Genomic DNA, 23929 nt, shown 5'->3' with positions numbered 1-23929 from the left:
AAGCACTTCTCAACGAAGTGCTTTTTTGTTGGTCCTCTAAACTGAATATCTTACTGCCAGCTGATCCAGGCTTTCGCATCCTTTGCACTTACCATATCATAAGTTGTTTCCGAAGTTTGAATGAGATAGAATCCATTTGGCTCGTATAACAGCTCAGCCGTTTTGGCGATTGGACCAGTTGCGGGAACCGCTCCAAACTTCGCATATTCTTTGAATATTATCCGGCCGTCAGCGGTAAAGGTAGGTCTGGCAGGCGCAAAGGCGTAATCAAAAATGTACGATTCTTCGCCAAGAAAAATCGGCCCAAAAATATCATATCTTTTGTCAACCCCGGGCTGATAAGTGAAATAGGCATATATACTCTCTCCATACTTTACATCTTTTACTCCAAGTGCGTCATCTACACCGTTAACATGGAAAACATCCCTGGTCCGCCAGTCGCGCCCTGATTCGATTGGCTCCTGCCACCATCTTCTTGAAGCTGCCAGATCTACCGCGAGCGGTTTGATAGCACTTTGCACGGTTGTAGCTACGTTTCCCGCATTAAACTTTAACTGAACTGTGCTTTCGGTCCAGCTGAAATTATTGAATCCATTAATCGTCTGCGATCCATTTACGAGCGGATTAAGGAAGACAAGATTGCCTCCGCTGAAATAATAGCCAGTGGTAAAATTCTTTGGCGTACTCCCATCCAGCCAGGTCAGCTTAATGGTGCGTGCTTTCAAATTGGGTGTCACCTCGTAAGTGACATTTCCTACTATGATCCTTTTGAAGTAGGCCTGGTATTTGGCGATATTATTGAAAAGCAATGCTTTGGCAAGATCTCCATTGGTAAAGGCGGCCGCCTGGGCTTGCGTAGCTTTGGTAAGAACCAGCCTGCTTTGGTTTTTACGACCTACAAATGCAACCCGATCTTCCCCCAGCGAGTCCGGGAATATGCTGAATTCGAAATCAGATTGTAATCCTTCGCCCCTTGTTCCGCCATTTACCTCTTCATCAGGATCAGCCAGGACATGCAGGTATGAGTAGGTATCAAAAATCAGCGAAGGCGTTTGCATTGCTTTGAGCCGGTAGCTGCTTTCCTTGGCAGTTGCGGCAGAAGCAGCTGAAAAATCCGAATACATGACTACCCTGTTCTGATCATTGAATTTGAAGTAAAATCCGTAACTGCCTCCACCCGCCAGGTAAATCACAGCATTCCAGCCATAAGGCGCTTCCACCAGCTTTTTCTGGTAAGAAGCCAGGGCTGCATTCAGACGTGTATCGGCTGATTCTTCAAACAATGTATCGTCGCTGTTCTCGCAGGAAAAAAGGCCCGCCGACGCAACCAGAAGATATAAAACGATTTTTTTCATCAATCCTAAAAAAGTTGGTTCATCGACCCCCGCACCCTTTTTTGCAGGCTGTAAAAGTCTATATTCCAGGTATTCTTATAATATGCCACCACAATCGCTTCCTTTTGCCGGAGTGAAGCTTGTGCCTGCGCCTTGGTCACTCCGTGCGGACTTGTTCCTTCGGGAATGGAATTCACGATCTTGTCGAAACCTGCCTTTCCTTCCGTAAGCATCATCGCAATCATTTCCACAAAATCTTCATCAAAATTAAGCGAGCTGTAAGCAGTAACAAACCCGTCGCGTCGCGCATCGGCATCCGACCAGTTGATCCAGTTTCCTCCCTGATACAGCGACTTCGTAATATTGCGGTATTCCACGGGATAAAGTACGGTCTGGTGAAGAATATGACCAAACTCGTGGTGGATCGTATGCAGGAACCAGTCTTTCACAAAAGATGAATCCCGGGCTGCATTGTACCCCTGCATTCCCTTTATTTTAAAGAGGTTAACCCCAAATAAAACCACTTTGCGGCCACCTTCTGCGGTACCAAGCGTGACAGAGCCTTCTGCATTATACTCGTTGCTGCCTGACAAAATGAAGAATTTGGGAGAAAACCGGTTATAAAACACTTTCCCGGCTTCCTGAACATAAGGAATCGTCCAAGCTTTCTTGATTGTGCTCAGCAGCGGAACTACCTGGGCTTCATCTGGCGGCACGAGCGTTTTGGTGATATTACCAAACTCAAACTGGTCCCACTTATACTTCGCAGAGATATTGTAAGGTGTGGTGAGACTATCAAGTATCCACTTGTCCACCGGCCCTTGAACCCATTCGTCACCGCCCAGTCCGGGAATATCTTCCACTTCGCCGATTTCATCTTCCTTACAGGAGGTAAGCAGCGTACTGAGCGCCAGCATTCCGGCCAGGGATATTTTTGATAATACCTTTGTGATCATTGTATGTGTCAATTATCTGCTATTCTGTTCTAAACCTGCCAAAGTTGCCGATTGCGGAATCTGCAAAATTCTCCTCGGATCATTGCCGGCAACTGCAATCACTTGCCCTGAGGATGTTTCGTGCTCCACAGGTATCGCATATCGCTGCAAATCAAACCACCTCATTCCCTCCTGTACAAATTCGACCCTTTTAAAAGCTAGGACCGTATTCACGATCGCTGAACGCGTAGAAGTCACATTGAAGAAATTGCGCATTCTTATAGCTGTTACCGTATGCGTAGAGGGATTGTAGTTAGCTACCCGCTTGCTCACAAACAGGTTAAGGTCGGCAATACTCTCGTTTGTATTATTGAGATACGCATTTGCCTCAATTTTGTTGAATAAAACTTCCTCTGCTGTAAATAACGGCAGCATTACGTAAGGCAAGCCGATTTCCGCATTCACGGATTCACGCACAAAATATTCATTCAGCTTTGGGATCAAATAGTTGTTATCGCCCTGAGTGTACAATGGATAAGCCCAGCTTGCATTGCCGCCAATAATACCTTCCCCTTCTGAAACTTCCTGCCACTTCCTGAAATTCATACCGTAACGATATTGGGCCACGTACCTCCCGTATAAAGACGAAGTTTCTGCCAGCAGCAAATTCGCATTCTGGCTGGCGCGGGAGTAGGTGTTATACAGCTCAGCAGGTGACAAACTTTTATAGGTCGTATTCCACGGCCGCAGGTTCTCACCAATATTCCCTCCAGGAAACGCTGCATTCGCATATTGTACTACTTTTTGGTAGTCTTTTTTGAAAAGATAAAACCGGCTTGCAAATGCGTTGGCAGCTGCACGGTTGAAATGGTACTTAGGTATAGTGTAAGATCCGTCGCTGATCAGCGGCAACCCTTCAAGCAAATCCTTTTCAACCATTTCGTAAACATAAGCAACCGTTTTCCGCTCATATTGTTTCAACACCACACGCTCGGGCTCGGTTACATAAGGAATCCCTGGGTCGGTATTTGGTTGGGCGGGATCGTAAAATTTGCTGAAAAAGTTAACAAGCATGAAATGCGCATAAGCACGTGCGACCAGCGCCTCCCCTTTTTGCGCGCTGTACTCTTCCGGGTTTTCAGCCTTGCTGATAATGTCGAGTGCCTCGTTTGCTACGGAAATGGCACGGTAGCATTCTGCCCAGTACTGGTCGGGTGAATCCTGATCATCAACAGTTGCCTCCACTTCTTCAAACAGGAACGAAAACCGGTTGACCTTATCATCCTGTCCTGTTCCCTTATCTGTTACATTATCGCTCATTGTTTCCGCAAACACCACATAACCACCCTGCGGATAAGCAGTAGTAAGCAGCTGTGACACTTGCTTTGGCGTATTGATCAAAGCGCGCGTACTGTCCGGCTCGGTAGACAGGAAGTCTTCACAACCAGCCGAAATAATGACCAGCAAGACGAGGCTCAGGTATTTGAAAAGTTTGTATGTGCTCATATGAAATATCTTGAATCAAAATCTTAGTCTAAGTCCCCGTTACAATGTCAGTTTCAATGCAACTGTAAACTGCTTCTGAATGGGCTGAGCGACCCCGCCCGAGTTAAAGAATTCGGGATCCTGCCCTTTTAACTTTTTGTCGGCATAAATCAACCAGGGATTGATCGACGACAGCTGGATACTTGCTCCTTTGAGACCATATCTGCCCGCAACGGAAACGGGAACTTTATAGGATAGTGAAACGGATTTCAACCTGATAAAATCTCCCTTCGCCACGCGCTCAGTTGAGTAATTGTAAATATTATAAGGATAGGTACCTGCGAGATATTGAGCTTCTAACTTGTCAGGAATTGACGCTACTGGCGTCACACCTTCTTCACCGGGAATCAGCCAGCGATCCAGAAACTCCCTGGGCATGGCATCAAGGTCACTGAATGCAGCCTTGTACAATGGATTCAGGCGTATTTTGTTACCATATTGATAGGTTAAAAACACATTGAGTGTAATGTTTTTATAAGCAAGGGTATTGTTGAACCCGCCAGTTACGGGTGGATCCACCGGGCCTTCGTATTTCAGATAGGATACATTCTGATCCTGCAGGTAAACATCTGAATTAACCTCGCCATTTTCATTCACAAAAATCGGAACACCCGATTTCGGGTTTAATGCGCGGTAGTCAATAGAGAAAAGGCTCCTCACGGGGCGGCCTTTTACATTTGCACCCTCCGCTTTTACCAAATCAAAAATTCCGGGCGAGTTATCAACATTGGTGATGTGGGTTTTAGCATAACCCACTGTGATTCTCGATCTGAAATCCCAGTCTTTGGTTTTGTACAAAACCCCGTCAAGCGAAAAGTCAACGCCGTAAGACTGCATATCCGCGTAGTTGGCGACTTTGTAAATCTGTCCGCCGATACCCGATGTTTTTATCTCATCGATCAGATCAAAGCTGTTCCGGAAATAACCATCAACAGTCAGGTTAACACGGTTGGCAAACAGCCCCAGATCAAGTCCTACATTCCCGCTATACAATTTCTCCCAGGTTAACTCGGTGTTTTCAAGTGAGGACAATGCGATAGCCGATTCCTTTTCATCAGCATAAGGTCGCCTGGTGATAATACTTTGGAACAAAACGGCAGAGTTTGTAGCGGGGCCGGTATCCGCTGAAAGTCCGTAGCTGGCCCTCAATCTTCCCATACTCAGCCATTTGAAGCCTTTGATGAAATTTTCACGGTCAAAATTCCAGGATCCGGCGATGGTATAAGTTGGCAGCCAGCGTGCGATTGCCGATTTACCAAAACCATTGGAACCATCGTAGCGGATATATCCGGTAAAGTTGTATTTATCGTCAAGCGTGTACCCCGCACTTCCATAGAATGCGGCGAAACGCTCATAATCCATGCGCATTCCGTAGTACTGGAAGTTTGTTTCAATGGTTTGTTTCAGAATGCGGTAGTCTACGAATGGAGTTCCTCCCTGGTCATACTGAAATCCATATCCCGTATTATTTGAATTCTGGCGGTTTGTGTACTTGATCTCCTGACCGGCGAGCAGGTCAATCTGGTGCCTTTCCGCAAACATTTTGTTGAACCTGAAATTGTTCCGGATGTTGTAAAACAGCATCTGATCTTCATTCCGGTTGTAAAAACCTCCGCTTGGCAACACAATCACCGGGTAAGCATTAGGCACATCAGGATCAGTATACAGGTATTTATTGGCCAGAGCAATCGTAGAGTTATCAGCAGCGCGATAGGCATTCGCCATATTGCTATGTTCGGTAATAATATGCTCGCGGCCCGTTTGAATGTAGCGCAATGCACCCAGGAAATCGTAGCTGATATGGTCTGTAAGCTTGTAGGAAAGGTTCCCTTGAAGTTTGATATCCGCAAGGTTCAGGTTGATCCTGTTATTGGCGAGCTCGGATACAATGTTAAATGGCGCGAAGTTTCTACGGAAGTATTCCAGATCGCCATTCTCGTCGTATGCAGTTAAGGTGCGGCTGGTATTCAATGCATAACTGAATGGATTGATATCAAAGTCCCTGTCAAACTTACCTTCCACGGGATTACTTCTGCGGCTGAGCGAGCCGGGCGCCTGCTGCCTCCTCACGGAAGCGAGGGTAGTAAGGCCCACACTTAACCTGTCAGAAAGCTGGTACGTATTATTGAAGTTCAATGTGTAGCGTTTCACCTTGTCGGCGATGGTCCAGCCATTATCATCGAGGTAACTTACCGATGCGTAGGAACTTGATTTATCTGTTCCAAATGAAACGCTGAGCGAATGTTCGTGGATAAAATTTTGCTTGAAGAGTACATCAAACCAGTCAGTATTGGCTTTGGCATATCTCAGCAGGTAGTTTTTCTTGGCATCCTGCGTATTCGGGATCGGGAAATTACCCTGACTGTCTCCATTCAGCGAGTTGTAATATTTGCCATAAACACCAAAATCAGGCTTGGAAAGAATGTCCGAATTCAGGTATCCTTTCCTTTCCAGTTCACCCAGAACCGACATTTGCTGGGCAGAATTCATGATGTTGAAATTGCGGTAGGAAGGCGTAAGCTGCGTGCTGAAATTACCAGAATAAGTAATCACCGGCTTGCCGCTCTTTCCCTTTTTGGTAGTGATCACGATTACCCCGTTCATTGCGCGGGCTCCGTACAATGCAGCCGCAGCAGCATCTTTCAGGATATCAAATGTTTCAATATCGTTGGGGTTAAGTCCCGCCACTGCCGAACCCAGCAATGTAGTAGGGTCGCCACTGGAAAGCTGGTCATTTGAAATATTCACAATATCCTCCTGAACGACACCATCAATCACCCAAAGTGGCTTATTATCTCCATTCAAAGAAGTGGCGCCGCGAATCCTGATCTTGGGTGCTGCTCCGAAAGTACCTGATACATTCTGAATGGAAACTCCCGCAGCCCGGCCTTCGAGCATCCGGCTCACGTCAGGCAGTCCGTCGATTTTTACATCGTCTGTTTTAAGCGTAACCGCCGAGCCCGTAAACTTATCCTTGTCGATCTGCTGAAAACCGGTTACGACCACATCCTGCAAACCAACTGCATCCTCAGCCAGCTCAATCGTCATATTACGTGCGGCAGGAAGTTCTTTTGGTAAAAACCCGATCATCGTCACGACCAGCGTGGCACCTTCATTCACATCAGAAATAACAAACTCGCCCCTTTCATTGGTAACCGTCCCTTTCTGAGTGCCTTTGACGCGCACCGTAGAACCGATCAACACTTCACCGGTACTGCTTTTGACAATACCTCTCACTTCAAAAGCGAGCGCAGCAGAAGACGATGAATGGGAAAAAAGAAAGAGTGAAAAGAAGAAAACACCAAGAAGCCACAACGAAAGCCGACCCTGGCCACTGTTCCGGTAAAAACGATCCATATGTTTGTGTATAAGTCTATCTCAAAAATTAAGGGCTTCCGACTGCTCGGCGTTGGTTAATTAGTATGTTCAATAATACATATTATAGTCTTAAAAAACGAACTCAATTTTTCGCTTTCGGCAAGAGTATGCAAACGATGAATGGAATTTCAGTTCCGGAGTTAATAATCCGGGGTACGCAGAAACTGAAACTGATTTAGAGGGTGCGGTAAGTACTGGTATAAAGATCTTTATTAAAACAATTTAGCGCAAGATTTATTGTAACCATCAGAGGCGTTATTTATCGCTTTCCAAATTGTTTTCAGCACTTTTTACCGGGTTTGTCAAAACAGAGGTAATGCGATTCAGCTCGTCAACCTTATAGGCGAAATCCCCTTTGAGCATATCCCTGACTTCCTTTAATTGCTGCATTGCTGTTTCCAGGTTATCTGGAAGCGCCTCTCCCAGCACTTCTTTTAATCTTTTGGCCAGAGTAGGCGACATTCCATTGGTTGAAATAGCGACCTTCAGGTTCCCTTTTCTGACAACCGAAGAAAGATAAAAATCGCAGATAGCGGGAGTATCGGCCACATTGGCGAGTATATGCCGCGCCCGGGCCGTATTCCAGATACGCTTGTTCTCTTCCTTATCGTTCGTAGCCACAATAACCAGGTCTTTATAGTCAAGATCCTGATCTTCAAAAACGCGCCTGATCAATGTGATTCTTGCATTTTCCGCAGCCAGGTCGGCAATCTCCTGCCGGATCTCGGGCGCTACAAGTGTGATGGTAGCCCGGGGTGAATTGTCCAGTACTGCGGTGATCTTTTCGAGCCCCACGTAACCTCCCCCTACAATCAATGTATGCAGGTTTTCAAGCTTGATAAAAATAGGGAAAAGCTCGTTCACGGCCTGTTGTTTGGATGAATGGATTATAATCAAATTTACTATAAAATAAGTTTGGATTCTACCTGTCGGGTCCGGTTTATAACTATTCCAACAATCCTACTTTTACTATCTGCTTCTTTCCGTGTAACTTTGTACTATGATCGCAATTACCAACATCAGTTATTTCCTTGGCGACAGAGCACTTTACGACGGTGCATCGCTGCATATAAAGCCGAAACAGAAAATTGGCCTCATTGGTCTGAACGGAACAGGAAAATCGACACTCCTGCGAATGATCAATGGAGAATTCCAGCCCGACGAGGGACATATTTCCAAGTCAGGTGATTGCACAATCGGGTTTCTGAACCAGGACCTGCTTTCCTACCAAAGTGACGATTCTATACTTTCGGTAGCTATGCAGGCTTTCGAAAGACAAAATCAGCTGCAAGTGCAGATCGACAAGATTTTGCACGATATGGAGCATAATTATACAGATGCGCTGGTAGACAAGCTGGCGAAAGTGCAGGACGAATTCGAGGCGCTCGACGGATATTCTGTTCAATCGAAGGCGGAAGCGATACTCGAAGGACTTGGTTTTTCCACCGGCGATCTGAACCAGCCGCTCAGGTTATTTTCGGGTGGATGGAGAATGCGTGTAATGCTTGCGAAACTGCTTTTGCAAAAACCCTCGCTGCTCATGCTCGATGAGCCAACCAACCACCTTGACTTACCCTCGATTCAATGGGTTGAAAAATATGTTCAGTCTTACGAAGGAGCTGTGATCGTTGTTTCCCACGACAGGCAATTTCTTGATAATACAATCGACACGACCATAGAAGTATCAGGTGGAAAGCTGATCTACTATGCGGGGAATTACTCTTACTATCTGGAAGAAAAAGAAGAGCGTAATGAAATTCAGCGGGGCGCTTACGAGAACCAGCAGGCTAAAATCCGCCAGACTGAGCGTTTTATCGAGCGGTTCAAGGCCAAAGCGACCAAATCGCGTCAGGTACAAAGCCGTGTAAAGGCACTGGACAGAATGGAAGTTGTGGATGCGGTTGTCGATGAGAACGCGAAAGTTCATTTCCGTTTTCAATTCACTACCCAGCCCGGCAGGCACGTTTTTCAGCTGGAAGACGCGTCTAAAGCCTACGGAGAGAAGGTCATTTTGGACAGCACCAACATCAGTATGGAGCGGGGCGACAAAATTGCATTGATCGGAGCAAATGGTCGTGGGAAATCTACTGTACTCCGCGTTGTGGCAGGTACCGAACCTATTGAAGGCAAAAGAAGACTGGGACACAATGTATCGTTTACATTCTACGCGCAGCACCAGCTTGAATCGTTGAATATTGCACACAACCTGATCGAGGAGCTGAAATATGCGAACCCTACCAAAACAGAAACCGAACTCAGGACTGTACTGGGCTGCTTCCTGTTCACCGGGGACGATGTTTTCAAGAAAATCAAAGTATTATCGGGAGGAGAGAAATCGCGGGTTGCATTAGCGAAGGTATTGTTGTCACAGGCTAACTTCCTGCTGCTCGATGAGCCTACCAACCACTTGGATATGCAGTCTGTCAATATCCTGATCCAGGCTTTGCAGCAATATGAAGGCAGCTACATTGTCGTTTCCCACGACAGGTATTTCGTTGAAAACATTGCAAACAAGATCTGGTACATTGAAGATCATCAGATCAAAGAATATCCTGGTACTTATCAGGAATATGAAATATGGGTTGAAGAAAGAGGCTTGCAATCTGCTGTGAGCGAGAAAGCAACTGTCAGCAGCGCGCCTCCTCAGAAGTCTGCACAGCAAGCTGCGCCTGCAAAGAGTGCTCCCAAACCGCATTCGAGTGAGGATGCAGCCAAGCTGAAAAAAGCGCAAAAACAGATCGAAGAACTGGAATCGACCATCAACAATCTGGAAATCCGCAAAGCGGAAACAGAAACAAAGCTGGGAGATCCGACGATTTACAATGATTCTGTTGCATTGGCCGAAATGAACCGCTTTTATGCCGATATCAAACAAAAGCTGGAAAAAACCACAGAGGATTGGGAAAACCTGATGATGGAAGTGGAAGAGCTTGCAGGAAAATAAACTTATCCAAAAAAGGAGCTAGAAATAGCTCCTTTTTTGTACTTAGAATATGCCTTCCGTTTGAGAATAGATGTCGGACATCTTCAACGTGAGACCTACCTGGCTGATTTCAATGCTGCTTTCTAGATCATATGCAGCAGACGAAAGAACCCAAACATCACCGGTTTCTTTACGATGCACTTCTGCGCTGAGCTCGGTGGAATCTATCAGGATATATTCTACCAGCGAGTCGATGCCGCGGTAAAATCGAAACTTCTTACCTCTATCATAGCTTTCGGTGCTTGGAGACAACACTTCAATGATTACAGACGGATTGAGCAGGGTATCAGTGTGCCGGTCCAGAAATTCTGCCTTTCCACATAAAATCAGTAAGTCCGGGTATGTGTACAATGTACTTTCCGGAATATGCACCCGCATATCACTGGAAAAACTTTGGCAGGACTTGCCTTTCAGGAAAGACCCAATTTCAATTGACAAGTTTTCCTTAATACGATTGTGATTCCGCCCGGCTCCGGCCATTGCAAAAATCTCCCCGCGGTAGTACTCGCTTTTGTAATCTGCGGCTCTTTCTAGTTCGAGATACTCTTCTGCTGAATACATGGTGATAGGTTGTGCTGTCATACGTGTGTAAACAAAAATAGTTAATAATGTTCAAATCACTTTTACTTACTATACGTACCTTGACCCGAAAAGTAACGTTACTATTTCAAAAATCTCCAATGCGACTACTGCTTGTAATTTGTCTTACCATATGTGCCTTAAAGGCACAGGCGCAGCCGAATGGGCTGCGTCTGGAAGACTATATCTATGATGAAAAAATCCGGACGGTTTTACTATACCCGGCGCTGGAAGATCCCGAGAACCCTACGCGCCTGCTCACGCCACCGGTTAAGCAGCTCAATGGCGGTTCGCCGTTTGTTCTGGAATTTGATGATCTGTCCGCAGAGTTCAATAGTTACCGGGCCAAAATTGTCCATTGCAATGCAGATTGGACAAAGTCGAATTTGAATGATATTGAATTCACCTATGAATTCAACGAATACCCTGTCAATAGTCCCGAACAGGCATTCAGCACCAAAGTGCCCTATTTTCATTACCGGCTCGAATTGCCGCGATTGAAGCTGTCAGGCAATTATGTGATTTATGTATATTCAGACAGGGACAGAAAACCCGTTTTGAGCAGGAGATTTATGCTTTTTGAGAACAGGGTAAGTATCAATGCAAAAGCAAGGTTCTCGCAGGGCATTCAGGAGCAATTTTCTGATCAGCAGATTGACTTTTCCGTAGATTACAAGGGATACGAGCTGATTGCCCCACAGACTGATCTGAGAGTATTTATCCGCAAAAACTTCCGGTTTGACCAGATGAAAAGCGGCTTCAAACCCACTAGCGTAAAGCCCTTTGACCGGCTGCTTGAATACACTTTTTTCGATCTTGAAAATACGTTTCCGGGGGGTAATGAATTCCGTTATTTCGACAGCCGGACGCTATCCGCGAGAGGTTTCGGGATTAATGAAATGGAGCGTACCAATGAATTTACAAGTCTGCACCTGTTTCCTGATAAACCAAGGTCAAGTGGCGCTTACATTCAGGTCGATGATTTTAACGGAAATTATATTGTAGATCAAAGAGAATCTGGTCGGGGAAGTGTGGAGGCTGATTATACGCCGGTATTTTTCACATTGAAAATAGCCGAAGAACCTGATGCTGCTTTTTATGTAAATGGCGCATTTAATCTTTGGCAGCTGAATGAACGCAACAAAATGACCTACAATGCGGACACGCAGGCTTACGAAGCGGAAATCATGCTGAAACAGGGCGTAATCAACTACGACTACATCATGAAAACAGGCAATGGGAAGCCGGACGAGTCATTTATTGAAGGAAATTACGGAGCTACGGAAAACGACTACGATATTCTGATCTATCATCGCCCACCGGCCGGCAGGGCCGATTTACTGGTAGGTTACCGCACAGTGGAATGGAATCGGCGCAGATAGCATTCAAAAGAAAAGAGCAACCTATCCGGCTGCTCTTTTCTTTTGAATTTATATGAATTTATAAATAGCTAGACGTTAAATCTGAAATGCATGATATCTCCGTCGGCAACAACATATTCCTTTCCTTCTACTGCCATTTTGCCAACTTCCTTCACTCCCGCTTCCGTCTTATATTGCTCGTAATCGGCTAACTTGATCACTTCCGCGCGGATAAAACCTTTTTCGAAATCCGAATGGATGACACCGGCGGCCTGCGGTGCTTTCCAGCCTTTCACAATTGTCCAGGCCCGTACCTCTTTCACACCTGCCGTGAAGTAAGTAATCAGGTTCAAGAGTTTGTAAGAAGCTTTAATGAGCTTGCTCAACCCCGACTCTTTCAAACCATATTCTCCCAGAAACATTTCATGCTCCTCAGGATCTTCTATTTCTGAAATCTGCGATTCGATGGCAGCACAAAGCACGATCACTTCGGCACCTTCCTTGGCCACAGTCTCTCTCAGCTTCTCGGAATATTCATTACCCGTAAGCATCGAGCCTTCATCCACATTGGCTACATACAAAACAGGTTTTGCCGTCAACAGCTGCAAATCGCCGATTACGGCCTCCTTCGTCTCTTCGTCTATTTCGACACTTCTTGCATTGTTACCGGCTTCAAGCGTGGCTTTGTATTTTTTCAACCACTCCAATTCAGCTTTTGCTTTAGCGTCGCCTGCGCGGGCGCCTTTTTCAGTACGCTGGATCTTTTTCTCAATGGACTCAAGATCTTTCAGCTGCAGTTCCGCGTCGATAATTTCTTTATCAAAAACAGGATCAACCCGCCCTTCCACGTGCACTACATTTTCATCCTGAAAACACCTGACCACGTGCACAATCGCGTCAACCTCGCGGATATTGGCCAAAAATTTGTTACCTAACCCTGCGCCCTGGCTGGCACCTTTTACAAGACCGGCGATATCCACAAACTCAATGATTGTAGGGATTACCTTTTGAGGCTTCACAAGTGTAGTAAGAACTTCCAGACGCTCGTCAGGAACAGTAACAACACCTACATTGGGCTCAATTGTACAGAATGGATAGTTGGCGGCTTCGGCTTTGCCGGTAGAAATCGCATTAAAGAGAGTGGATTTACCTACGTTTGGCAACCCGACGATCCCGCATTGAAGACTCATATTTTAAGAAGTATGCAGTGAATAGCAGGCATTCTTCTTGTTGGAAAGCAAAGAACTCCTGTCTGCTAAATTAAATTTTTTGCAAAATTACCATTTAGCGAGTACAAAAACCAAAAGCCTTCGCAATTGATTGCAAAGGCTTTTCTATTCATGTAATGTTTTTAATCCCACTTAAGATCCGACTCTCCAACCACATCCACCTCGTCGGCCTTGGTTTCAAACTGAGAGAAGTCAACTTCTGGCATCAACTCTGTCTTCACGTGGTCAACGGCCTCTTTCAAAGCATCCACGAATTTATCAAAGTCCTCTTTGTACAAAAACATCTTGTGCTTTTCGTACGTAAATCCGTCTCCCTGTGGGTGGCGACGGCTTTCAGTGATGGTGAGATAATAATCGTTAGATCGCGTAGAGCGAACATCGAAGAAGTAAGTCCGTTTTCCCGCCCTAACCCTTTTGGAGTAGATTTGCTCTCTGTCTTCCACTATGTTTAGTTTTAAATAGGTTTTCAAACGCTAAAATAAAACGTTTATTGCTGCGAACAAAAAAAACAAAGACATATTAAAGAGCGCGCGGGCTACAACTACACTATTCGACTCTTCAGTTGTACTTTAACCTTAACATTTGTTCATTTCTCATCTTTTTCCATTACATTTGAAATTCCTGGTCTTTCATTTCCTACGAAGAACCGGGCAACAAGTATCAAGTAAGGGCGTTTTTTCCTTATTATGTTTCACTTAAATCCTGAGATATGACTTATCGTCGGATTCTGATTCTCATCTTATTAGCATTCGCTGCCTCGCCTGAAGTTTTCGCTCAGGTCAAATTAGGCAAAACAGAAACAGGTCACGCTTCCTATTATGCGTCAATGTTTAATGGAAGAAAAACTTCTTTCGGAGAAGTGCACAAAAGCACTGAATTGTTAGCCGCACACAGGAGTTATCCGCTGAATACGATGCTGGAAATCACGAATCTTGAAAATGACGAAAAAGTGATCGTCAGAGTAAACGACAGAGGTCCATTCTCCCGCAACAGGATCGTTGACCTGAGTAAGGAAGCTGCCAGGCTGCTCGGTATCGTTGCAAAAGGTGTAGCAGCTGTTTCAGTACGCGTTGTAGGAATGGAGGGAATGGTACTGCTGGAATCCAATGAACATATTGATCCCAAATCCGGCAAAGTGATCGCAATGAGAGGCAAACAATAATGTAAAACTTCAATGAGCAACCGGCAGCTTGATTTAGCCAAAGTAAGAGAATTCGGAAATCTTGAATTCCTTGCCAAACAGCTCGTTGAAGGATTTATAACCGGTTTGCATAAGTCTCCGTTCCACGGCTTCTCTGTGGAATTTGCAGAACATCAACTCTACAATACAGGAGAATCAACCAGAAATATTGACTGGAAGGTTTTCGCAAAGTCCGACCGGCTATATGTAAAACGGTACGAGGAAGAAACAAACCTCCGCTGCCATATCTTACTGGATACTTCCTCTTCCATGTACTACCCGGAAGAGAATTTTGGTAAAATGACATTCAGTGTGATGGCAGCGGCAAGTCTGACGTATTTACTTCAACGTCAGAAAGATGCAGTAAGTCTTTGCACATTTTCGGAGCAAATCGAAGTGCAGACAGCTGTCAAGTCAACTCCCTCACACGTTCACAAGATCATGCTGGAACTTGAAAACCAGCTTACAAGCAGCCGGCCTCTTCTCAAAACTTCAGTATCCGAAGTACTGCACCAGATTGCCGAAAAGATCCATAAACGCTCACTCGTGGTGATTTTCAGTGATATGTTCGACAATCTGGAAAACGCTGATAAAATATTCTCCTCTCTTCAGCATTTACGCCACAATCTGCACGAAGTATTGCTCTTTCATGTGACCGACAGGAAAACGGAGGAAAACTTCGCTTTTGAAAACCGCCCGTATGAATTCATAGACCTTGAAACAGGCGAGAAAATCAAGGTCCAGCCTGATCAGGTCCGAGACTCTTACAAAGAGTTTGTCAGTGACTTTTATCAAAAACTCAAACTCAAATGCGGCCAATACAAAATCGATTTCATTGAGGCTGACATTGCGCAGGGTTTTGATCCCATCTTAATGGCGTATCTGGTTAAACATGCCAAGATGCGGTAAATTCTGTTAAAGTTCGTTCAGGAACAAAGACATAAAAAGCTGATCAAGATGCGCTACCGGGATCACTTCAATGTTTCCTCTCTTCAATTCAAGTCCCTTGCTGTTATATTTAGAGATATACATTTTCTTAAATCCCAGCTTTTCCGCTTCCGAAATCCGGTTTTCAATTCTATTCACCGCTCTTACCTCTCCTCCCAAACCAACCTCGGCGGCAAAACATACCGACGGCGGAATATATTTGTCTTCATACGAGGATACAAGTGACGCCACAACGGCAAGATCAATCGCAGGATCTTCCACTTTTAATCCGCCGGCTACATTCAGGAAAACATCCTGCGTACCAAGCCTGAACCCGCCCCGTTTTTCGAGTACAGCCAACAACATCTGCAATCTCTTCGCATCATAGCCCGTGCTGCTTCGCTGCGGAGTACCGTATGTGGCCACACTCACCAGGGACTGGATCTCGATCAGCAAAGGACGGTTGCCTTCCATCATCGAACCGATTGCAATGCCGCTAACGGGCTCTTCGCGCTGTGATATCAGGATTTCGGAGGGATTACTTACCTGCCGCAGACCAGTTCCGTGCATTTCATAAATACCCAGCTCCGAGGTACTTCCAAAGCGATTTTTTGCAGTTCTCAGGATGCGGTAAGTATTATGCCGGTCGCCTTCAAATTGCAAAACTGTGTCGACCATATGTTCTAATACTTTGGGTCCGGCCAATGAACCATCCTTGGTAATATGCCCTATGAGGAAAACAGGCACACCCATTTCTTTGGCATATTTCATAAATTCGGCAGTACACTCCCGAACCTGCGACACACTGCCGGCGCCCGACTCTATGTATGTCGATTGCATGGTTTGAATGGAATCAATGATCAAAACCTGGGGCTGAAAATCTTCGATCTGCCGGAAAATATTCTGTGTATGAGTTTCGGTGAGAATGTAGCACTTGTCACTTTTCGCGTCCATTCGCTCGGCCCGCATTTTGATCTGCTGATCGGATTCTTCACCCGAAACATAGAGTACTTTCTTATTCGAAAGTGTCAATGCGATTTGCAGCATCAGGGTAGACTTGCCGATACCGGGTTCTCCTCCGATCAGTACCAAAGAACCCTGCACGATACCGCCGCCAAGCACCCTGTTCAATTCTTCGTCCGAGGTTTTAATGCGCGGTTCATTCTGATATTCGATTTCTGAAATGGCGCGCGGCCTGCTGGCCAGGTTCACCGACTTCCAGGAAACCGCCGTCTTCGGATCTTCCTTTTCAATCACCTCCTGAACAAACGTGTTCCACTCACCGCATGATGGACATCTCCCCACCCATTTTGGTGAATTGTACCCGCATTCCTGACAAAAGTAGGCAGTCTTGGCTTTGGCCATAAGTAGAATAATCTAATTTGTAAGTGTATAACAACTAAGCTGATAATATCGATCCGAAATCGAAAATTGGATGTTTAAGCCACAAAATCAAAAAGAATATAGGTAAGGTATAGTTTTTTGTTTTTCGGCGTTATTATCCGTCTTACTTAAAAAATGATATTATCCATGAACATCCTGACAAAAGTAGCTTGTATTTGTATGTTATGCATTGTTGCGATTGGATCAGCACAAGCTCAGAAAAAAGGTTTCGCGTTCGGTATCAAAGGAGGGGTGAATTTATCACGCCTTACGATGGGAGATGTTTTTACAACGCGGTATGACGACGCAGGAAATCCCTATCTGGGATATGACGGAAAGGCGGTGAGGGACAACCTTAAACAAAGTTTTGACACAAAAACAGGCGCAGTTGGAGGTATATATGCACGTTTCGGCCGCACACTTTTTATTCAGCCGGAAGTTTTGGTGTCTACAAAAGGAGGATCATTTCAAATTGTTGAAATGGATAAAGAACAGCCTATTTCCAAGACAATCAATATTAAGTACAGCAACATCGATGTGCCGCTTTTGATCGGTTTAAAGGGTGGACCTTTTCGGATACTGGCTGGCCCGGTTACCTCATTCCGGATCGGCGATAATCAGAAGCTTCGGGATGCATTCAAGTATTACACGTCTGATCTGAACAATGCACTGTCACAGGCGACTTTCGGGTACCAGCTCGGCGGCGGACTTGATCTGGGAAGTTTTAGTCTGGATGTGCGCAAGGAAGGATCTTTCACCAATGTAGCCTCGTTCAATGCCGATGGTCAGGGAGGAGATGTAAAACAGAAGATCAGTTCCTGGCAAGTAACGCTAGGATTGAAGCTATTTTAAAGGAATGGAAGAAGGAGGAAGGAGAAGATGGAAATAAACTTGAGAAATCATGAACATACAGCCCTTTCCTCCTTCCTCCATTATACCTTTCCTAAAAACAAAACAAGCAGCCTTCGATCAAGCGATGGCTGCTGTTTTTATGAATAACCCACTAATTTAATTCACTAAAATCTTAACAGTTATGCGGTAATGCGCAGACTGTTGTGGTTGAGAATACCACTTACTTCTTTGATCTTTCTGCGTGAAACCGCTACTTCTTTTCCGCAGGATAATTTCAGCATACGATCGTCTTCCAGTCTCTCTACAATGTAATCCGAGTTAACCAGGTAAGATTTGTGTACCCGCATGAAATTAGCATTAAGCTGCTCTGCAAGTGATTTCAATGTTTTTGACACCAGATATTTCTTGCCGGTGTTTGTATATATAAATGTATAGTTGCCTTCACCTTCCAGGAAGGTGATCACGTCGGGAGTCAAAAAGATAGTCCGCCCCATTGATTGTACCGAAATGGAGTTGCGGCTGTCGTTGTAAGTTCTTTCAGAAATGTTGGAACGAGTAAATGATGTGAAATTTTTCATGGTAACGTATGACTAATAATGTTTGATTGTTGATTCAAAATTAGTCAATAGTGCAGCTTAAATAAAATACGTAGAACTACGTGTTCTTTTTCAATTCACTGATTTAAAGGTATTTACCATTGAGCGAAAGGTGAAATGACGTAACAGACCTTAGCAAAATGCGTAATTTTACGTAGTCCCAAAAAGCACCATTTTACGCTCTAAACGCATGAAATCGGCAATGAAGCAAGATTACCAGTCTACACGCGCCTGAACTTTGATTATCTTTACCATGATTTCGCCAGTCAGTTTTGCCAAAACGGGCGATAAATAAGTCTGTTACCAACAACATCAAATGCGTTATGATTACCGAAAAGGTAAAAGAACTAGTATCGGAAATTGAGAAAGTCACAGTTGAAAATAAAGAACAGCTGGAAGCTTTCAGGTTAAAATATATCAGCAAAAAAGGAGTTGTTACCGAGCTGTTTGACGGACTGAAAAATATAGCGCCGGAAGAAAGGCGCGCGGTCGGGCAGGAACTTAATACCCTGAAAAACCTTGCGCAGGGCCGTTTTCAGGAATTTTCGGCTGCATTGGAAAATGCGGCGGACGCCAATCCTGAAATGGTGATCGATCTTACCCTTCCTGTGGTGCCCAACTTACAGGGTAGTTTGCACCCGCTTACCATTGTACGCCGCCGCATTATCGAAATTTTCGAAAGAATGGGCTTCAATGTGTCTTACGGACCAGAAATCGAGAAAGATTGGTACAATTTCAGCGCATTGAACTTTGCCGATAACCACCCTGCCCGGGAAATGCAGGATACTTTCTTTATATCCAAAAGCGAAGGTGAAGTGAAGGATGATGTGTTACTCCGCACACATACGTCCAATGTACAGGTACGTTTAATGGAGCGGCAAAAACCTCCGATACGCTCGATCATGCCTGGTCGCGTGTTCCGGAATGAAGCCATTTCTGCCCGCGCTCACTGCGTTTTTCATCAGGTTGAAGGTTTGTATGTAGATAAGAATGTGAGCTTTAAAGATCTGAAAGACACACTTTATCATTTTGCAAAGGAGATGTTTGGCAAAGATTCAAAAATCCGCCTTCGTCCTTCCTACTTCCCATTTACCGAGCCAAGTGCCGAGATTGATGTAAGTTGCTTTATATGTAAAGGAAAAGGATGCAATGTGTGCAAGTACAGCGGCTGGGTAGAAATCGCAGGATCAGGCATGGTGGATCCCAATGTGCTGCAAAATTGCGGGATAGACAGTGAGGAGTATACAGGTTTCGCTTTCGGAATGGGTATCGAGCGTATTACAATGCTGCGTTACGGGATCAATGACCTGCGTTTATTCACAGAAAATGACGTGCGCTTTCTCAGACAGTTCGAGGGAGCATAAATGAAAATGTTTCGGGCAAGCGCCTGTTTGCCCGAAACATTTTCATATTTAAAACCTTGTTTCCAGGTAATAAGGAAGCATTCTCTTCCAGGACCACCATTCGTGTGGAATGTCAGTTCCCCAGATATCCAATTCGTGCGGAACATTCTTCGAGGTTAAAATAGCCGAAATCTGTCTTGAATATTCCGGCACCTCATACGCACCCGAGCCCGATATAAAATGAATGTGGCGACTGTCGCGGTACATGGATAAATGCCATTCTGCTTTTAGTTGCGGCAGATAATGGACAGGCGAGTTGAAGTACACATTGTCATCATAATATCCGTCGGTGTAAACACTCAGGTCATAACAACCGCTCATGGCGATAATCCCGTGAATATAATCCGGGTGCCTGAAAAAAAGATTAGCTGCATGCATTGCACCAAAAGAAGCGCCGCCGGCTATGATCTCATTAGTCTGGCTGGATGTGTCCTTAATAAATGGGATTACTTCTTTGATCACATAATCATTGAACAACTGGTGCCTTACTGCCTTGTCATAACCGTGCATGTAGGGATTCAGCCAGCTTTCTGAATTAATGCTGTTAATGCAATAGACTTTGACTTTTCCGGAATCAATAAACGGACGGATACTTTCAATCAGGCCATTCTCCTCATACTCCATATAATTTGAAGCGGCAGTCGGGATCAGCAGGAGTGCAAACCCATAATGTCCGTAAACCGCAATATCCATATGTTCATTTAGCGCCGGACTATACCAACCGGTTACCTCGCGTTGCATTTCTTTACCATTTAAGTTACTTAACGATTAACAGGCATGATTCAAACGCGGTTCAATATTCGAACCAATTATCACCAACAGCCTGCCAGTAACTGTGGTAATAAATCAATACAAGACCCAGGTATCCTTACCTCCGCCACCTTGTGACGAGTTAACAACCAAAGAACCTTTACGCAATGCAACCCGCGTCAGCCCGCCAGGGATTACGCTGATATCATCGCCATACAGGATGTACGGGCGCAAATCCACGTGCCTGCCCTCTGCGTGGCCGTCGACCATGCAAGGTACGCGGGAGAGAGATATGGTAGGCTGGGCAATGTAGTTTCTCGGATTATTCCGGATTTTTTGTCTGAAAAGTTCATGTTCCTGCTCCGTCGCTTTCGGCCCGATCAGCATACCATAACCGCCGGCCTCGTTGGCTTCCTTCACAACCAGCTCGCTGATGTTTTCAAGCACATAATTGAAATCTTCCTCTTCGCCGCAAATGTAGGTCTGCACATTCGGGATAATGGCTTCTTCATTGAGGTAGTACTTAATGATACGCGGCACATAGGCGTACACCACCTTATCGTCGGCCACACCGGTACCAGGCGCATTTGCAAGTGCCACACGACCTTTTTTGTAAACCTCGAAAATACCGGGGATACCTATCAGCGAATCAGGGTTAAATGCTTCGGGATCCATGAACGTATCATCAATCCGGCGATAGATCACGTCTACAATCTGTAACCCGCTGGTAGTCCGCATTTTTACATAACCGTCGGAAACTACCAGATCGCGCGTATCCACCAGCTCAACGCCCATTTGTTGCGCCAGATACGAATGTTCAAAATATGCTGAATTATAGATACCTGGCGTAAGAACCGCCACAGTCGGGTTAGGACGGTCGGCGAGGTGCTGCAGCATTTGCAGCAGGCGCGTAGGATAATCGGAAACCGGCCTTACGCCGGTTCTTGCCAGAACATCCGGAAAAATCTGCTTGGACAATTCCCTGTTTTCCAACATATAGGATACACCTGACGGACAGCGGAGGTTATCTTCCAAAACCATGAAAGTACCGTCGTCACCTTTGATCAGGTCAGTACCAGTAATGTGGCACCATATACCTTTGGGCGGTTTAAGTCCAAGACAGGGTTTCAAAAAGCACTTACTCGACTCGATCAGCTCGCGCGGTACGACGCCGTCGTTGAGAATATTCTGTTCATTGTAAACGTCATCGATAAACATATTCAACGCTTTAATACGTTGTTTTAAGCCTTTTTCCAGCCACTCCCACTCTGCATTGGGCAGCACGCGTGGAATGATATCGATCGGCATAATACGCTCCGTTCCCTCTCCTTCGGAATAGACATTGAAAGTAATTCCCATCGAAAGCAGCGCCCGCTCGGTAGCAAGCTGGCGATTGGTAAGGTCTTCGTGGGTCAGATTTTCAAATTTGCTCTTCAAATGCTCGTACCCTGGGCGCGTCTGTCCGTCGGGGGAAAACATTTCATCGAAGAAATTTTCACTTTGATAATTTGAAAAAGAGAAATTCATACAATACAAAATTTGAAAAAGCCTATATCCGTTTTTAACAAAACAATATATGGTCTATGTTTTAATTAACAAAACAATCTGGAATTCACTTCCTGATCGTACCTAATTGCTTAAAACGGCAAACACAAGCCTTCATCCTTTTTCAGACTATTTTATAAAAGCGCGCACATTTTTTCTTGGGATAATAGCATATTCAGCACTTCTGTTCGATTTGGAGCGCATTAAAATCATGCCGCTGACGCAAGATTAAATATTCTGAATCGCAGAACATTCGTTGCAACTCCGTGCAGTTCCGCTTTTCTTTGCACACGAATATAAAATTCGCCGATTCAACGTTTTCTAGTGACTATGCCCAAAAGTCTGATACTCGCATCCTTTATTTTCCTTGGGATAGCATTGAATGGATCGGCCCAGCACTTGCCTGGCGTTGCGATGGGAAATTACGCGGGTACCAATGCATTGTACCATAATCCTGCCTTTGTCGCCGATAGCCGCTATGCTATCCACGTGAACCTGGTAGGTACCCAGTTTTATACAGGTAACAACCACGTCAAGTACGATGCGCCATTTTCCTTCCTTTCCCTGATGACTAACTCAGTGCCGGATCAATACAGGAATGAACGCGGTGTTCTCATGTTCCCGCGCTCCTATTTGAAGGAAAAGCTTAACGGTAATTACAAATATCTGAACGCAGGCGGAGATACGCGGCTGCCGTCTGTGATGTTCAATTTGCTGAAAGGTAAAATGGGCGTGGGTATATCAACGAGGGCACGGTACATACTGAATACGACCCAGCTCACCGAGCCACTTGCCCGACTGATCAGCAAAACCGCGCAGATGAAAGAACTTCAGGGGAGCACATTCGAGAACCAGTCAGGCCAGTTACACTTTAATGCATTGGGAGAAATTGCATTGACGCTGGGCGGCATTGTGGTGGATAACGAAACGGAGTTCCTCAAAGTTGGTTTTACCGTAAAAAGACTGATAGGACTGTACAATGCACATGCGATCATTGACAATTCGACTTACAATATCCTGCCCGACGAAGCTTACGAAAACCGCCGCCAGTATATCAATGTGCAGCAGATCAATGTAAAGTATGCGATTACCCGGGATGAAGGTTTCCAGAATATCAAACCTTCACCGGCCTGGCTGCTAGGCGGTGCGCCTCCGGGAAGCGGGTGGGGCTTTGATATCGGCGCCGTATACGAATACCGGCCGGATATCAACAAATACTCTTATACAGAACGTGGTGAGCGAAAACGTGATGCTTCCAAGAATAAGTATTTGTACCGCGTCGCAGTTTCGCTGACCGATATTGGGCGGGTCCATTTCAAAAATCCGGCTTATTTGCTGCAACAGGAAACCCACACCAGGGACAAGGAATTCCGTTTTAACTCTTTCCAGAAACTGCAGGGGTCCGAGGGACTGTTTAATGCGATCAATTCATCGCTGGACGGAGGACCTACAATGGCGCCTAACTTCAAGTCGGTGTTGCCAATGGCGTTTCAGGCGAGTGTTGATTACCATGTTCAATCAAAAATTTATGTGAGCGGATTGTGGGTACAGAACCTGATCAGTCAGGGTGCATTCGGTATGAAAGCAGAATCTTTTCTTGCGGTAACACCGCGCATTGAGCATAAATGGTATGAATTGTCTGTACCTGTATCTTTGATGAACCGGTACAGATCACCGGCAATCGGGCTGGCTGGACGCGCGGGACCTTTGTGGATTGGCACCGATCATTTGACAGGACTGTTGAACATTGGCAATCCAAAAGCATTTAATCTTTATTTCGGGATATCGGCCGGCCTTTTCCGCCGCCCGCCCGAGTCGCCCAACCAGTGCTGGCCACGCGAAGATTCATGGATCAGACGCATTTTTTCTAAACGATAAAGGGCTGTCTTGCGTTACGTATAATGTGGTACAATTTTTCTAAACGTAACATATCTTCAAATCCGGATAAA

Annotated in this window: 19 protein-coding genes; 7 read left to right on the top strand and 12 right to left on the bottom strand. The window is 45.3% G+C overall.

Annotated features, from left to right (window positions below; all coding sequences use genetic code 11):
• Positions 1-50: 50 nt before the first annotated feature.
• The 5 genes from ASG33_RS04980 to ASG33_RS04960 form a co-directional block, all read right to left on the bottom strand.
• Positions 51-1355 carry a DUF4302 domain-containing protein gene (locus ASG33_RS04980; protein WP_056280994.1) on the bottom strand — a complete coding sequence of 435 codons (1305 nt, stop codon included), beginning with the start codon at positions 1353-1355 and terminating at the stop codon, positions 51-53.
• A gap of 5 nt (positions 1356-1360) precedes the next feature.
• The gene (locus ASG33_RS04975; protein WP_082489085.1) at positions 1361-2290 is read right to left on the bottom strand and encodes a putative zinc-binding metallopeptidase; all 930 of its coding nucleotides are present in this window, start codon (positions 2288-2290) and stop codon (positions 1361-1363) included.
• A gap of 12 nt (positions 2291-2302) precedes the next feature.
• The gene (locus ASG33_RS04970; protein WP_056280992.1) at positions 2303-3775 is read right to left on the bottom strand and encodes a RagB/SusD family nutrient uptake outer membrane protein; all 1473 of its coding nucleotides are present in this window, start codon (positions 3773-3775) and stop codon (positions 2303-2305) included.
• A 39-nt stretch (positions 3776-3814) separates the two neighbouring features.
• Complete coding sequence (locus ASG33_RS04965) at positions 3815-7171, bottom strand: SusC/RagA family TonB-linked outer membrane protein (RefSeq protein WP_056280990.1); 3357 nt, start codon at positions 7169-7171, stop codon at positions 3815-3817.
• A 276-nt stretch (positions 7172-7447) separates the two neighbouring features.
• Complete coding sequence (locus tag ASG33_RS04960) at positions 7448-8056, bottom strand: bifunctional precorrin-2 dehydrogenase/sirohydrochlorin ferrochelatase (RefSeq protein ID WP_056283279.1); 609 nt, start codon at positions 8054-8056, stop codon at positions 7448-7450.
• Positions 8057-8192: 136 nt separating this feature from the next.
• Here ASG33_RS04960 and ASG33_RS04955 point away from each other — a divergent pair, with 136 nt between their 5' ends.
• A complete protein-coding gene (locus tag ASG33_RS04955; RefSeq protein ID WP_056280988.1) occupies positions 8193-10136 on the top strand; it encodes an ATP-binding cassette domain-containing protein in 1944 nt (647 codons plus the stop codon).
• A 42-nt stretch (positions 10137-10178) separates the two neighbouring features.
• Here ASG33_RS04955 and ASG33_RS04950 read toward each other — a convergent pair whose 3' ends face one another.
• Positions 10179-10757, bottom strand: a complete 579-nt coding sequence (locus ASG33_RS04950) for a Uma2 family endonuclease (RefSeq protein ID WP_056280985.1) — start codon at positions 10755-10757, stop codon at positions 10179-10181.
• A gap of 98 nt (positions 10758-10855) precedes the next feature.
• Between ASG33_RS04950 and ASG33_RS04945 the strand changes: the two genes are divergently transcribed.
• A complete protein-coding gene (locus ASG33_RS04945; RefSeq protein ID WP_056280984.1) occupies positions 10856-12136 on the top strand; it encodes a DUF5103 domain-containing protein in 1281 nt (426 codons plus the stop codon).
• A 68-nt stretch (positions 12137-12204) separates the two neighbouring features.
• Here ASG33_RS04945 and ychF read toward each other — a convergent pair whose 3' ends face one another.
• Together ychF and ASG33_RS04935 are read right to left on the bottom strand one after the other, a co-directional pair.
• Positions 12205-13305 (bottom strand): redox-regulated ATPase YchF, encoded by a 1101-nt coding sequence (gene ychF, locus ASG33_RS04940; protein ID WP_056280982.1) that lies wholly within the window; start codon positions 13303-13305, stop codon positions 12205-12207.
• Between the two features lie 161 nt (positions 13306-13466).
• A complete protein-coding gene (locus ASG33_RS04935; protein WP_031526095.1) occupies positions 13467-13814 on the bottom strand; it encodes a DUF3276 family protein in 348 nt (115 codons plus the stop codon).
• 239 nt (positions 13815-14053) lie between these two features.
• Here ASG33_RS04935 and ASG33_RS04930 point away from each other — a divergent pair, with 239 nt between their 5' ends.
• Both ASG33_RS04930 and ASG33_RS04925 read left to right on the top strand, forming a co-directional pair.
• A complete protein-coding gene (locus tag ASG33_RS04930) occupies positions 14054-14506 on the top strand; it encodes a septal ring lytic transglycosylase RlpA family protein (RefSeq protein WP_031526096.1) in 453 nt (150 codons plus the stop codon).
• A 12-nt stretch (positions 14507-14518) separates the two neighbouring features.
• On the top strand, positions 14519-15433 hold the full coding sequence (locus ASG33_RS04925; RefSeq protein ID WP_056280980.1) for a DUF58 domain-containing protein: 915 nt from the start codon (positions 14519-14521) through the stop codon (positions 15431-15433).
• 6 nt (positions 15434-15439) lie between these two features.
• On the opposite strand, the gene radA is transcribed toward ASG33_RS04925, so the two are convergent.
• Positions 15440-16816 carry a DNA repair protein RadA gene (gene radA / locus ASG33_RS04920; protein ID WP_056280977.1) on the bottom strand — a complete coding sequence of 459 codons (1377 nt, stop codon included), beginning with the start codon at positions 16814-16816 and terminating at the stop codon, positions 15440-15442.
• A gap of 165 nt (positions 16817-16981) precedes the next feature.
• Here radA and ASG33_RS04915 point away from each other — a divergent pair, with 165 nt between their 5' ends.
• Entirely contained in the window at positions 16982-17686 is a 705-nt protein-coding gene (locus ASG33_RS04915; protein WP_056280975.1) for a porin family protein, read from the top strand.
• 179 nt (positions 17687-17865) lie between these two features.
• Here ASG33_RS04915 and ASG33_RS04910 read toward each other — a convergent pair whose 3' ends face one another.
• On the bottom strand, positions 17866-18264 hold the full coding sequence (locus ASG33_RS04910; RefSeq protein ID WP_056280973.1) for a LytTR family DNA-binding domain-containing protein: 399 nt from the start codon (positions 18262-18264) through the stop codon (positions 17866-17868).
• A gap of 341 nt (positions 18265-18605) precedes the next feature.
• On the opposite strand from ASG33_RS04910, the gene pheS reads away from it, so the two are divergent.
• Positions 18606-19646, top strand: a complete 1041-nt coding sequence (gene pheS, locus ASG33_RS04905; RefSeq protein WP_056283276.1) for a phenylalanine--tRNA ligase subunit alpha — start codon at positions 18606-18608, stop codon at positions 19644-19646.
• Positions 19647-19694: 48 nt separating this feature from the next.
• On the opposite strand, the gene ASG33_RS04900 is transcribed toward pheS, so the two are convergent.
• Both ASG33_RS04900 and ASG33_RS04895 read right to left on the bottom strand, forming a co-directional pair.
• Entirely contained in the window at positions 19695-20426 is a 732-nt protein-coding gene (locus ASG33_RS04900) for an esterase family protein (protein WP_056280972.1), read from the bottom strand.
• A gap of 105 nt (positions 20427-20531) precedes the next feature.
• Positions 20532-21962, bottom strand: a complete 1431-nt coding sequence (locus ASG33_RS04895; protein WP_056280970.1) for a circularly permuted type 2 ATP-grasp protein — start codon at positions 21960-21962, stop codon at positions 20532-20534.
• A gap of 348 nt (positions 21963-22310) precedes the next feature.
• Between ASG33_RS04895 and ASG33_RS04890 the strand changes: the two genes are divergently transcribed.
• Positions 22311-23858, top strand: coding sequence for a DUF5723 family protein (locus tag ASG33_RS04890; RefSeq protein WP_056280967.1), 1548 nt, complete (start codon positions 22311-22313; stop codon positions 23856-23858).
• The last annotated feature ends 71 nt before the right edge of the window (positions 23859-23929 follow it).

Origin of the sequence: Dyadobacter sp. Leaf189, from assembly GCF_001424405.1 — a bacterium.
Classification (GTDB): Bacteria; Bacteroidota; Bacteroidia; order Cytophagales; family Spirosomataceae; genus Dyadobacter.
This window is presented reverse-complemented; position numbering and strand designations above follow the sequence as displayed.